Source organism: Leifsonia sp. NCR5 (assembly GCF_002105485.1).
In the GTDB taxonomy this organism is placed as follows: domain Bacteria; phylum Actinomycetota; class Actinomycetes; order Actinomycetales; family Microbacteriaceae; genus Leifsonia.
Genome location: NZ_NCSR01000002.1, coordinates 77212 through 89964 on the forward strand (window position 1 = coordinate 77212; position 12753 = coordinate 89964).

Consider the following 12753-nt stretch of genomic DNA (forward strand, 5'->3'; position numbering starts at 1 on the left):
TACCGCGAACGAGCATAGCAGGAGCGCGCGATGCTCAGTTCTTCGCAAGGAACGACGTGAACGCGGCGCTGTCATCGACCTTGCCGGTGAACTGCTTGCCGTCCACCAGCACGGTCGGCGTGCCCTGGATGGTGTCCAGCACCTTCGTGCCGTCCACGGTGATGGGGCCGGTCTGCGAGTGCGCGGTGTTCGCCTGCGCCCACGCCTGATACGGGCCGCTGCGGCCGAGGCAGTCGGTGATGTCGGTCATGCCGCCGTCCGTGGCGAGCTTCGCCAGCTGCTCGTTGGTCAGCCCGTTGGAGTTCTCCTCCGGCTGGTTGGCGAACAGCGCCGTGTAGTAGTCCAGAGCGCTGTTCGGCTCCTTCACCGCCACGCAGGTGAGCGCCGCGGAGGCGCGGGTGGAGTATCCGGTGCCGTTCGATGCCCGGTCGAGGAACGTCAGCGGGTGCAGGCGGAGCGTGATCGTGCCGTCCGAGACCGCCTTCGCCAGTGTGTCTCCGTTGGCCTTCTCGAACGCGCCGCAGACCGGGCACATCGGGTCGAACCAGATGTCGACGTGCTTGGTTCCCGTGCCCGCCTTGATGTAGCCGTCGTCGAAGTTGACCGCGCCGTCCGTGCCGGTCGGAGCCTTCGCCGTGGCGACAGGGACCGAGCCGTTGCCCCCGACCAGCGAGCACGCGGCCGTGCCGGCCACGAGGGCGATGGCGATGAGCGCTGCGCCGAGTGCGCGCACCCCCGCTCGCCGTCCGGATGGGCGTCGAAGGGAGGTGGTGCTGCGCATGGCTCTCGTTCCGCTGGTCTGGCGATCCCCCGCCGGGATGCGCCCTGGTCGGGCGCTCCCCGGCGGCCGGGCGCTGGTCTTACTTCGGTTTGTTCTGCGCGATCTTCGCGAGAAGACCGTTGATGAAGCCGGCCGAGTCGTCCGTGGACAGCACGGTCGCCGCCTCGACGGCTTCGGAGATGGCGACGCCGTCCGGCACCTGCTCGTTGAAGAGCAGCTCCCAGACGCCGATGCGCAGGATGGCGCGGTCGACGATCGGCATGCGCGCGAGGGTCCAGCCCTGCGCGTACGTCTCGATCTGCTCGTCGATCTCGTCCTGGTTGTCGATGATCCCGTCGACGATCTCGCGGGCGTACAGCCACGAGGCTTCGCGCTGCGGCTCGCTGGCCGCGCGCTCCGCCTCGGTCGCGAGTGCCTGGTTCAGCGCGATCTGCCGGACGTCCGCTCCGTAGAGCACGTCCAGAGCACGCTTGCGGGCTTTGGTCCTGGCGCTCATCTAGTCGTTGACGCGACCGAGGTAGTCACCGGTGCGGGTGTCGACCTTGACCTTGGTGCCGGTCTCGAGGAACAGCGGGACCTGGATCTGGTAGCCGGTCTCCACGGTCGCCGGCTTGGTGCCGCCGGTGGAGCGGTCGCCCTGCAGGCCCGGCTCGGTGTAGGTGATCTCCAGCACGACGGAGGCGGGGAGCTCGACGTAGAGCGGCTCGCCCTCGTGCAGCGCGACGGTGACGTTCTGGTTCTCGAGCATGAAGTTGGCTGCGTCGCCGACGACGGTGCCGGAGATGCTGATCTGGTCGTAGTCGCTGGTGTCCATGAAGACGAAGTTCTCGCCGTCCTGGTACAGGTACTGGTAGTCGCGACGGTCGACGTTCGACGTCTCGATCTTCGATCCGGCGTTGAAGGTGCGGTCGACGGTCTTGCCGCTGGTGACGTTCTTCAGCTTGGTGCGGACGAACGCGCCGCCCTTGCCCGGCTTGACGTGCTGGAACTCGATCACGGTCCAGAGCTGGCCGTCCATGTTGAGGACGATGCCGTTCTTGATGTCAGCGGTTGTTGCCATGCGTGAGTTCCGTTCGATTGTGGGAGAAGATCCGGGTGGATGCGCGCCGGAGCGGTCCACGGTGGCCGGCCACGCACGAAGGACGCGGCGGCAGCCTCAAGAGATTCTAGTTGTCAGTCGGCGTTTCGGCGAATGTGGGCGAGCGCCAGGCGGTAGGAGTCGAACCCGAATCCGGCGATCACCCCGCTCGCGACGGCGGAGATGACACTGGTGTGCCGGAACTCCTCGCGCGCGTGCGGGTTGGACAGGTGCACCTCGATGACGGTGCCGCCGGCCTTGGTCACGAGCGAGACCGCATCCCGGAGCGCGTAGGAGTAGTGGGTCCAGGCGCCCGCGTTGAGGATGACGGGAGCTCCGCTGTCCGCCGCCTCGTGCAGCCAGCGCAGGAGCTGGCCTTCGTCGTCCGTCTGGCGGAGGTCGATGGTCGTCTCCGGCGCGTCGGACTGCAGGACGACCCGGAGGTCGTCCAGGGTCTCCGCACCGTAGACGTCGGGCTCGCGGGTGCCGAGACGCCCGAGGTTCGGGCCGTTGAGGACGAGAACACTGCTCATAGCGGATCAGCCTACCGGCGCAGCGGCGGCGGAGAGCGGACGCGCAGCCGCCAGCTCGGTCGCGGTGGTCGCGGTCGTCACGAACCGATCTCCTGGTATGCGGCGAACAGCAGGCTCTGGTCGGGGCCGGCGAGCACGGTCGGCCGGGCGATGTCGTCGAGCACGATGAAGCGCAGCAGACTCCCCCGCGCCTTCTTGTCGCGCTGCATCGACGCGAGCAGCGTCTGCCACCGGCCGAGCGGGTAGCTCACCGGCAGCGTCAGGGACTCCAGGATGCGGCGGTGCCGGTCCACGACCTCGTCGCTCAGCCGCCCGCTCAGCCGGGCGAGCTCCGCCGCGAACATCATGCCCACGGAGACGGCGGCGCCGTGTCGCCACTGGTAGCGCTCGGCGTGCTCGATCGCGTGCCCGAGGGTGTGGCCGTAGTTGAGGATCTCGCGAAGGCCCTGCTCGGTGAAGTCCTCCCCGACGACGCGCGCCTTGATGCCGATGGACAGCTCGACCAGGCGGCGGAACTCGTCGGACAGCGGATCGGTGGCCCGGTCGACGTCGCGCTCGATGATGTCGAGGATCTCCGGCTCGGCGATGAAGCCGTACTTCACGACCTCGCCGAACCCGGCCAGGATCTCGTTGCGCGGGAGCGAGGTGAGCGTGTCCAGGTCGCAGATCACCGCGGCCGGCGCGTAGAAGGCGCCGACGAGGTTCTTGCCCTCCGCCGTGTTGATGCCGGTCTTGCCTCCGACGGCCGCGTCGACCATCCCGAGCAGTGTCGTCGGCACCTGCACCAGCCGGACGCCGCGCAGCCAGGTGGCCGCGACGAAGCCGGCGAGGTCGGTCACCGCACCGCCGCCGAAGCCGATGACGGCGTCGGAGCGGGTGAAGTCGGCCTGCCCCATCACCTGCCAGCAGAACGCGGCGACCTCGACCCGCTTGGCCGCCTCCGCATCCGGGACCTCGGCCAACAGCACCTCGAACTGCCCGACCAGCGACTCGCGCAGCTCGGCAGCGGCCGCGCCCAGTGTCGGCGGGTGGACGATCAGCACCTTGGCGACGCCGCCGCCGAGGTGGTCGGCCAGCTGCGTGCGAAGCCCACGGCCGACCACCACCGGGTACTGGTCTGCGCCGGGGACCAGGATCTCGGTCGGCTGGTCGTTGCCGGTGGGCTGGTCGTTGCCGGTGGGCTGGTCGTTCTCGATGGGGGTCATCGCTGTCCTTCCTCGACCCAGGCCGCGATCTCTTCCACGATGGTGTCGATCGGTCTGGTCGATGTGTCTGCCGTGTAGTCGGCGAGTGCTGTGTAGATGTCGGTGCGGGCGGCGACGAGTCGTTTCCACGATTCCACGTCGGTGACCAACGGTCGCTTGCCGTTGCCGATCCTGGCCGCGATGGCCTCCGGGCTCACGGTGAGGAGCACGACCCGCGCGTCGGCCAGGTCGGCCTGCGTGCCCTGGTCGATGACGGCGCCCCCGCCGAGCGAGACCACGCCGTGCTCTCCGAGCGCCCTGGCAACGATCGCGCGTTCCAGCGCGCGGAAGTGCGGCTCCCCGTGCTCGGCGAAGATCGCGGAGATGGGCCCGTGCTCGGCGACGATCAGCGAGTCCGTGTCGACGAACGGGACCTTCAGGCGCGCGGCGAGCCGTTTGCCGATGCGCGACTTGCCCGCCGCCGGCGGACCGATCAGGACGATGGTCACGGGTGCGGTGCTCAGGCGTATGGCGCCGACAGGCGCTCCGTCGCGAGGTTCTGCGGGATGGCGTCGAGGTAGCCGCGCAGGTTCCTCGCCGTCTCCGCGATGGAGTCTCCGCCGAACTTCTCGACGACCGCGTTGGCGAGCACCAGCGCGACCATCGCCTCCGCGACCACGCCGGCCGCAGGGACCGCACAGACGTCCGAGCGCTGGTGGTGGGCGGCCGCCGCCTCGCTCGTGGCGATGTCGATGGTGCGGAGGGCGTGCGGCACCGTCGCGATCGGCTTCATGCCTGCGCGCACGCGCAACACGGTTCCCGTGCTCATGCCGCCCTCGGTTCCACCGGCCTTGTCGCTGGTGCGGACGATCTCGCCGTCTTCCGCCACCAGTTCGTCGTGGGCCTCTGAGCCGCGGCGCGTCGTGGTCAGGAAGCCGTCGCCGACCTCCACGCCCTTGATCGCCTGGATGCCCATGAGGGCTGCCGCCAGCTGCGCGTCGAGCCTGCGGTCCCAGTGCACGTGCGAACCCAGTCCGGGCGGAAGCCCGTATGCGAGCACCTCGACGACGCCGCCGAGGGTGTCGCCGTCCTTGTGTGCGGCATCCACCTCTTCGACCATCAGCGCGCTGGTCGCCGGATCGAAGCAGCGCAGCGGATCGGCGTCGAGCACGTCGACGTCGCTCGGCAGCGGAAGGGGCGAACCCTCCGGAACGCGCACCGGACCGATCGACAGGGTGTGGCTGACGAGCGTGATGCCCAGCTCGGCCAGGAACGACCGGGCGACGGCGCCGAGCGCGACCCTGGCGGCGGTCTCACGCGCACTCGCCCGCTCCAGGATGGGGCGCGCCTCGTCGAAGCCGTACTTCTGCATCCCGACCAGATCGGCGTGACCGGGGCGCGGGCGGGTGAGCGGTGCTCCGCGGCCGCTCGCGAGCTTCTGCTCGTCGACCGGCTCCGCGCTCATCACGTCGACCCACTTGGGCCACTCGGTGTTCCCGATGCGCAGCGCGATGGGGCTGCCGAGGCTGTACCCGTGGCGGACGCCGCCCGAGATGTCGAGCGCGTCCTGCTCGAACTTCATGCGAGCACCACGCCCATAGCCGAGTTTCCGGCGCGCGAGATCGGCGCGGATGGCGTCGAGGGAGACGGGCACCCCTGCGGGGAGCCCCTCCAGGAGGGCGATGAGTTCGGGACCGTGGGATTCCCCGGCCGTGAGCCAACGAAGCATGATTCGATTCTGGCACAGCGGGCAGAGGGCTCAGTCCTCCAGCAGTGCTCCCGCAGCGTCGATCCCGACCGCGTCGAGCATCGCCGCCAGCACCGTCTCCTCGCCGTCCAGCGGCTGCAGAGGGTCGCCGGACACGAAGATCCGCACCTGCAGCAGAGCCTGGTGCGCGAGCAGCGCCAGTCCGGAGACGACATGGCCGCCGACGGCGTTCCACGACCGGCCGAGCGCGCTCGGCCACGGGTCGTACGACACGTCGAAGAGCACGGCCTTGCGGCGCGTGGAGTCGGTGTAGAGCGCATCCGTCGTCGCGCCACCCGGCAGGGTGCTGATCACCAGGTCGGGCACGTCGAGCGACCGGTCGGCCTGGCTGAGCGGCCGGATGCGCACCATGAGGCCCAGCTGGTGCGCGAGCGGTTCGAGCCACACGCTCCGCTCCAGCGACCGCACGTAGATGTCGACCTTCTCCGCCCCGAGCTCCGCGGCGGCGACGAGCGCGGACGCCGCCGTCGCTCCCCCGCCCAGGATGTGCACGAAGTGCGCGCTCTCGAGCCCTGCGGCGGACAGCGCGCGCACGAACCCGGGAACGTCGGTGTTGAAGCCGCGCACGGCACCGTCGTCGAGGAGGACGGTGTTCGCCGCTCCGGTCTGCTCGGCGATCCTGTCGGTCTCACCGAGCACCGGGACGACCGACTTCTTCAACGGCATGGTCAGCGACAGCCCGCGCCATTCCGGTCCGAGGCCGTCGATGAAGCCGGCGAGGTCGTCGGCGGTGACATCGACCGCGTCGTACTCCCAGTCGAGTCCGAGCACGTCGTACGCCGCGCGGTGCAGGGCAGGCGACTTGGAGTGCTCGATCGGCGAGCCGAGAACCGCGAGTTTGCGGGTGACGGGCTTGGCCGCCTTCGACGAGCCAGCGCGCGGCTTGCTGGACGCTGCGGCCGGCTTCTTGGCGACGACAGGCGCGGGCTCAGCCTCAGCCTCAGCCTCAGCCTCCACTTCAGCCTCGTCCTCCGGCTCCTCCAGCTCCGCCGCCTCTTCCGCTTCGGCGACGGCAGCCTCCTCGGCCTCCGCCGCGCGCTCCGCTTCGACGATGGCGGCGATCGTCGCCTCCGCCTCCGCCTCGGAGACGCCGTCTTCCTCTGCCGCTCCTTCGCTGCCGTTCACGCCGCGTTCGTCACTCATAGCCGGGGTTGTCCCTCATCCACTGTTGCCACTTCGCCACCGCGGCGTCGTGCTCTTCCACGGTCGTCGAGAAGATGGTCTCGCCGGTCTTCAGATTCCAGGTCACGAAGAACATCCACGGTCCGTCCGCCGGGTGGACCGCCGCTCCGATGGCGAGGTCGCCCGGGTTCGAGATCGGTCCGACAGGCAGTCCGGGATGCACGTAGGTGTTGTACGGGTTGCCCGCGTCGGCGCGCTCGGCGTCGGTCGTCGTCACCGTGTGCGTGTTGCCGGTGCCGTACGCCACCGTCGCATCCGACTGCAGGTCCCAGCCCTGCGCCAGCCGGTTGAGGAACACCCTGGACACCTTCGGGTAGTCGGGAGCAAGCCCGGCCTCCCGCTGCACGATCGAGGCGAGCACTACGGTCTTCCAGCGGTCGGCGGGAGCGACGCCCGCCTCATCCAGCGCCTGGAAGCTGCGGTCGACCATCGTCTTGATCGCGTCGTGCGCGGTGATCCCCGGGGTGAACGTGTACGTCGCGGGGAACAGGAACCCTTCGAGCGTCTTCGCCTCGGCAGGGACCCCGAACTGCGCGGGGTTCGCCGCTGCAGCCTGCAGGTCGGCCACCGGCAGCTTGGTCGCCTCCGCCACGATCGGCAGGATGTCCTTCTCGGCCGTGCCCTCGGGGATGACCGCCGTGTTCTCCATCTTCGACGCCGGATCCTGCAGCGCGATGAGTGCCGCCTGGGCGCTCATCTGCTTGGCCAGCTTGAACAGTCCCGGCTGGAAGTTCGGCTCCGGCTTCTGGCGGAGGAGCAGCGTATAGAACGCTTCGTAGCTCTTCGTCACGCCCTTCTTCGCCAGGTTGTTCGCGATGTCCGAGCCGCTGTCGCCCGAGTTGATCGTGAACAGCACCTGGCCGGTGCCGTTGCCGGTGTAGTCGTTGTCGACCGGCGTGATGGCCTGCACGAGCTTCGCGATCTGCGGCTGGAACACCGCGTACGCTCCGCCGATCAGGCCGCCGAAGATCGGGACGATGATCAGGGTCACCCAGAGCGGCTTGAGGCTGCGCTTCTTCTTGGGCGGTTCGGTGTGCGAGAGGTAGTGCTGCTGCCGCCAGACCAGCGGGGAGTCCTGCTGCGCATCCGGTGCGTGCTCGTCGTGCTGGGCCGCGAGCTCTTCGAAGGTGGCGAACGGGTCGGAGGTCACCGGCTCCTGCGCGGCGTCCGCGGCCGGTCCTCGCGCGCTGATGAAGTTGGAGCGACGGGCGCCGACGGTCTCCCGCTCGCGCTCCTCCGCCTGCTCCGGGATGCTGCCGTCGCGCTGGGCGGCGATCGGGCCGGTGATCACGGCGTCGAAGTCGAGCGGAGCGATCGAGCGCGCGGGCGTGGCGGGTGCCGCCGGTGCAGGAGCCTGCTGGCCCGACGGGTCAGCCGCGCCACTCCGCGCTGCGTCCGCGTCGGGTCCCGCCGCCGCTTTCGCCGCTGCCGCTTCTCTGGCCTTCGCCTCGCGCCGCGTCAGAGGCTGACGGTTGACCGACGGGAACAGCGGGGGTGCTGGCTGGCCGTCCGGCTGGCTGGTTTCGCCGTGCCCCGGGGTAGGAGGGTTCTGCGACAAACTAGGGTCCAATGTTCGGTTCAACGGGTGTGCCCGGCGGACGGTCTGAAGCGCGCTCCGCGTCGAGGGCGTGCTGCAAAATTATCGTGGCAGCCACCTGATCCACCACCGGACGCGCGCTTTTCGAGTTCTTTCCCGACGCCCGGAGTGCCGAATGGGCCGAAACGGTCGTCAATCGTTCGTCGACCAGCCGCACCGGCACACCCACCTCCGTGACGAGCGCTTCAGCGAATCCGACGGCGTCGGCCGTGGATGCGGTGTGCGCGCCCGAGAGCGCCAAAGGCAACCCGACGATAATCTCGAAAACTCCGAGTTCCGTCACAATCTCCGAGATCCTGCGGCGATCCGCAGCATCTTTGGAGCGTTGCACCGTCTCGACCGGGGTGGCGAGCATCCCGTGCAGGTCGGACCGGCTGACGCCGATCCTGACCTTCCCGACGTCGATGCCGAGGCGCACTCCCGAGCGCACGACGCCCTAGCCGCCGATCGCCGAGGTCACCGCGCTGAGCGCGGCAGGGATCGCGTCGACGTCCGTGCCTCCGCCCTGGGCGAGGTCGGGCTTGCCGCCTCCCCCGCCGCCGAGCACCCCGGATGCGGTCTTCGCGAGAGCACCGGCGTTGACGCCGGCGTCGCGCGCGCCCTGGTTGGTGGCGACGATCACGACCGGCTTGTCCGCCGCCCGCGCCGCGAGCGCGACGACGGCGGGGTCGGAGCCCAGGCGCTCGCGCACGGTGGTGGCGAGCAGTCGCAGGTCGTCCGCCGAGTTCAGCGTGCCTGCGTCGCTCGCGACGACCGTGACGGACCCGTGACGGGATGCGGACTCCAGCAGAGCGGGAACCTTGTCGAGCACGGCGCGCGCCTCGAACGCCGCGATGCGCTTCTCCGCGGCCTTCAGGTTGGCGAGGAGGTCGGCGATCTTCTCCGGCAGCTGCTCGCGCGGCGTCTTGAGCGACCCGGACAGCTGGGACACGATCGTGCGCTCGACCGCGAGGTCGCGGAACGCCTCCAGCCCGACGAGCGACTCGACGCGACGGTTCGTCGAACCGACGGACGACTCGCTGACCAGGTTGATCATCCCGATCTCCGCACTCGACATCACGTGCGTGCCCGCGCAGAGCTCGCGCGACCACGGGCCGCCGATGTCGACGACGCGCACGGTCTCGCCGTACTTCTCGCCGAACAGCGCCATCGCGCCGAGCGCCTTGGCCTCGGCGAGCGGCAGTTCGCGCGTGGTGACCTCGAGGTTGTCGCGGATCGCGTTGTTCGAGATCTCCTCGATCTCGCTGCGCGTCTCCGCCGACAGCGCCTGGTTCCAGGAGAAGTCGAGACGCAGATAGCCCGCCTTGTTGAACGAGCCGGACTGGTGCGCGTTGGAACCGAGCACCTGGCGGAGCGCCGCGTGGATGATGTGCGTTCCCGAGTGCGCCTGGCGCGCGCCGCGACGGTAGTCCTTGTCGACCAGCGATGTCGCCGGAGCACCGACGCCGACCTCTCCGCTGCGCACGAAGACCTTGTGGCTGATCAGCCCCTTGACCGGCTTCTGCACATCCAGCACCTCGAGCTCGTAGCCGGGGCCGACGATGGTTCCCGCGTCGGCGTCCTGACCGCCGGACTCCGCGTAGAGAGCGGTCGCGCCGAGGATGACCTCGCCGATCTGCCCCTCGGTCGCCTTGTTCACCGACGCGCCGTCGACGATCAGGCCCAGGATGCTCGACTCCGTCTCCAGCTCGGTGTACCCAGTGAAGACGGTCTCGCCCTGCGAGCGGAACGCGCTGTAGACGGAGAGGTCGGCCAGTGCCGTCTTCTTCGCCTTCGCGTCCGCCTTCGCGCGGGAGCGCTGGTCGGCCATCAGGCTGTCGAACGCCGCGCGGTCGACGCTGAGGCCGGCCTCCTCCGCCATTTCGAGCGTGAGGTCGATCGGGAAGCCGTACGTGTCGTGCAGCAGGAACGCGGTGTCGCCCGCCAGCTGCTCCTTGCCGGCGCGCTGCGTGTTCGCAACCGCCGTGTCCAGGATGCTCGTGCCCGCGACCAGCGTGCGGAGGAACGTCTCCTCCTCCGCGTACGCGAGCTGCGAGATGCGCGCGAAGTCGGCATCCACTTCCGGGTATGCGGCCTTCATCGCATCCCTGGACACGGTGAACAGCTCGGGGAAGGTGGGGTGGTCGACGCCGAGGAGGCGCATCGCACGCACGGTGCGGCGCAGCAGGCGGCGCAGGATGTACCCGCGGCCTTCGTTCGACGGCGTCACGCCATCGGACATCAGCATCAGGGCGCTGCGCACGTGGTCGGCGATCACGCGCAGGCGCACGTCGTCGTCGTGGACGGCGCCGTACTCCTTGCCCGCGAGCTGGGCGGCACGGTCGAGCACAGGGCGTACCTGGTCGATCTCGTACATGTTCTCGACGCCCTGCTTGAGGAACGCGACGCGCTCGAGCCCCATGCCGGTGTCGATGTTCTTCTTCGGCAGGTCGCCGAGGATCTCGAAGTCGGACTTGCCGGTTCCCTCGCCGCGGAGGTACTGCATGAAGACCAGGTTCCAGATCTCCACATAGCGGTCGTCGTCCGTCGCAGGACCGCCGTCGATGCCGTACGCGGGGCCGCGGTCGAAGAAGATCTCCGAGCACGGGCCGGCCGGGCCCGGCTGACCGGTCGACCAGTAGTTCGTGTCCCTGCCGAGACCCTGGATGCGCTCATCCGGAAGCTGCGCGACACGCTTCCAGATCTCCCGCGCCTCGTCGTCCTCCTCGTAGACCGTGACCCAGAGGTCCTTCGGGTCGAAGCCGAGGCCGCCGTCGTCCTCGGGCGTGGTCAGGAGCTCCCAGGCGTACGTGATCGCCTGCTCCTTGAAGTAGTCGCCGAACGAGAAGTTGCCGCACATCTGGAAGAACGTGCCGTGCCGCGGGGTCTTGCCGACCTCGTCGATATCGAGCGTCCTGATGCACTTCTGCACGCTCGTCGCGCGCGGGAACGGCGCGGGGACGAGCCCGGTCAGGTATGGCACGAACGGCACCATGCCCGCCACCGTGAACAGCAACGACGGGTCGTCGCTGACGAGAGAGGCGGACGGGACGACGGTGTGACCGCGCGTGGCGAAGAAGTCGAGCCAGCGGCGGTGGATTTCAGCAGTCTGCATGGTTTCCGAGCGGTAGTGAGCGGTGGTGCGGGGAGGGAGGGGTCAGTCGCCGTCGATGGCGGAGCGGATCTCCGCCTCGCGCTGGCGGTAGCCGTCGGAGACGGCCTCGCCGAAGTCGCGCGCCTTCTTGTCGATGCTGCTGAAGAACTGACGCCCCTGCGGGGTCTCGTTCACCTTGTGCGCGACGACGAACCCGATCGCGACGCCGACGACGAGCCACAGAAAACTCTTCATGTCCTGATTCTCCCTCGATGGATACGACGCGGGCGCCGACCTCCTGCCGGCGGTCTCCCGCGCGCCTCGGTCAGTTTAGTGCGTGGTGTTGCGGGAACGTCGAGAGCCCCGTGTCCAGCCGAACGCGGCTCTGACCGCTGCGCTGAACCCGGCGAGCTTGATCAGCGGGCCGCCGACCGTTGCGGCGAACAGGGACACGAGGGCGGAGACGTTGCCCGTCACGTCCGCGACGTTCTTGGTGATGACGTCGACGCGCGCCAGCTGTTTGTTGGTCTCGTGGATGGTCGTCGCCGTCTCGTCGAGGATCGGCGTGATGCCGTCGCTCGCCTCTTTGATCGCATCCCTGGTCTGGTCGAGCACACGCCCGAACTTCACCAACGGGATCGCGATGAAACCCACGAGCACAGCGAAGACGCCCGCCGCGATCAGTCCTGCGATATCGCCACCGGACACGAGGCCACCTTCCATTCCGTCAACGGCATACGGGTCAAGCGTAGTCCCAGCAGGCCCCGATGTGGCCAGGGCCGTTCGCGGTGCCTGGAACGACAACAGGGGCCGTGGCTGATGCCACGACCCCTGCTGTTCTGAGCGCTGTGCTTAGCGAGCCGCGTAGTACTCGACGACGAGCTGGACTTCACACGTCACCGGGACCTCGGCGCGCTTCGGGCGACGCACGAGGCGCGCCTGCAGCTTGTCGAGCTCGACCTCGAGGTAGCCAGGGGTCTTCGGCAGGACGTCGACGTGTCCGCCGGCCGCTGCGACCTGGAACTGCTCCGTGCCCTCCGAGCGAGCCTTGACGTGGATCAGCTGACCCGGCTTCACGCGGAACGAGGGACGGTCGACGATCTGGCCGTCGACGAGGATGTGGCGGTGCACCACGAACTGACGCGCCTGTGCGGTCGTGCGGGCGAAGCCTGCGCGGAGCACGAGGGAGTCGAGACGCATCTCGAGCAGCTCGACCAGGTTCTCACCGGTCAGGCCCTGCGTGCGACGAGCCTCTTCGAACGCGATCTTCAGCTGCTTCTCGCGGATGCCGTACTGGGCGCGCAGACGCTGCTTCTCGCGCAGACGAACGGCGTAGTCCGAGTCGGCCTTGCGCTTGGTGCGGCCGTGCTCGCCGGGGGCGTACGGGCGCTTCTCGAGGTACTTCGCTGCCTTCGGGGTCAGGGCGATGCCCAGCGACCGCGAGAGGCGGGTCTTGCTACGGGTACGTGACTTGGTAGACACGATTTCCTTTCGGTTGTCTCTCTAACAATGAACGCAGGCACACATGTTCGTCCTGCAAAAGTAGAGGGATGTGCC

14 protein-coding genes are annotated in these 12753 nt (G+C 69.0%); all 14 read right to left on the reverse strand.

The window, feature by feature from the left end:
* Positions 1-34: 34 nt before the first annotated feature.
* On the reverse strand, positions 35-781 hold the full coding sequence (locus B7438_RS02370; protein ID WP_085367745.1) for a thioredoxin domain-containing protein: 747 nt from the start codon (positions 779-781) through the stop codon (positions 35-37).
* Positions 782-860: 79 nt separating this feature from the next.
* On the reverse strand, positions 861-1277 hold the full coding sequence (nusB, locus tag B7438_RS02375; RefSeq protein WP_085367746.1) for a transcription antitermination factor NusB: 417 nt from the start codon (positions 1275-1277) through the stop codon (positions 861-863).
* On the reverse strand, positions 1278-1841 hold the full coding sequence (efp, locus tag B7438_RS02380) for an elongation factor P (RefSeq protein ID WP_085367747.1): 564 nt from the start codon (positions 1839-1841) through the stop codon (positions 1278-1280).
* Between the two features lie 113 nt (positions 1842-1954).
* The gene (locus tag B7438_RS02385; RefSeq protein WP_085367748.1) at positions 1955-2392 is read right to left on the reverse strand and encodes a type II 3-dehydroquinate dehydratase; all 438 of its coding nucleotides are present in this window, start codon (positions 2390-2392) and stop codon (positions 1955-1957) included.
* A 77-nt stretch (positions 2393-2469) separates the two neighbouring features.
* Entirely contained in the window at positions 2470-3597 is a 1128-nt protein-coding gene (gene aroB, locus B7438_RS02390; protein WP_085367749.1) for a 3-dehydroquinate synthase, read from the reverse strand.
* Positions 3594-4085 carry a shikimate kinase gene (locus B7438_RS02395; protein ID WP_085367750.1) on the reverse strand — a complete coding sequence of 164 codons (492 nt, stop codon included), beginning with the start codon at positions 4083-4085 and terminating at the stop codon, positions 3594-3596. Before B7438_RS02395 ends, aroB begins: the two co-directional genes overlap by 4 nt.
* 11 nt (positions 4086-4096) lie before the next feature.
* The gene (gene aroC, locus B7438_RS02400) at positions 4097-5305 is read right to left on the reverse strand and encodes a chorismate synthase (protein WP_085367751.1); all 1209 of its coding nucleotides are present in this window, start codon (positions 5303-5305) and stop codon (positions 4097-4099) included.
* 30 nt (positions 5306-5335) lie between these two features.
* Entirely contained in the window at positions 5336-6487 is a 1152-nt protein-coding gene (locus B7438_RS02405; RefSeq protein ID WP_085367752.1) for a shikimate dehydrogenase, read from the reverse strand.
* Positions 6480-8084: an endolytic transglycosylase MltG gene (gene mltG, locus B7438_RS02410; protein ID WP_256921835.1), complete on the reverse strand. Its 1605-nt coding sequence runs from the start codon at positions 8082-8084 to the stop codon at positions 6480-6482. The genes B7438_RS02405 and mltG overlap by 8 nt, the downstream gene beginning before the upstream one ends.
* 1 nt (position 8085) lies before the next feature.
* Positions 8086-8553 (reverse strand): Holliday junction resolvase RuvX, encoded by a 468-nt coding sequence (gene ruvX, locus B7438_RS02415; protein ID WP_179150701.1) that lies wholly within the window; start codon positions 8551-8553, stop codon positions 8086-8088.
* Between the two features lie 6 nt (positions 8554-8559).
* The gene (alaS, locus tag B7438_RS02420) at positions 8560-11217 is read right to left on the reverse strand and encodes an alanine--tRNA ligase (protein ID WP_085367755.1); all 2658 of its coding nucleotides are present in this window, start codon (positions 11215-11217) and stop codon (positions 8560-8562) included.
* 42 nt (positions 11218-11259) lie between these two features.
* A complete protein-coding gene (locus B7438_RS02425; protein WP_055894169.1) occupies positions 11260-11451 on the reverse strand; it encodes a hypothetical protein in 192 nt (63 codons plus the stop codon).
* A gap of 75 nt (positions 11452-11526) precedes the next feature.
* On the reverse strand, positions 11527-11904 hold the full coding sequence (locus B7438_RS02430) for a DUF948 domain-containing protein (protein WP_085367756.1): 378 nt from the start codon (positions 11902-11904) through the stop codon (positions 11527-11529).
* A 144-nt stretch (positions 11905-12048) separates the two neighbouring features.
* The gene (rpsD, locus tag B7438_RS02435) at positions 12049-12678 is read right to left on the reverse strand and encodes a 30S ribosomal protein S4 (RefSeq protein ID WP_085367757.1); all 630 of its coding nucleotides are present in this window, start codon (positions 12676-12678) and stop codon (positions 12049-12051) included.
* Between the last annotated feature and the right edge of the window lie 75 nt (positions 12679-12753).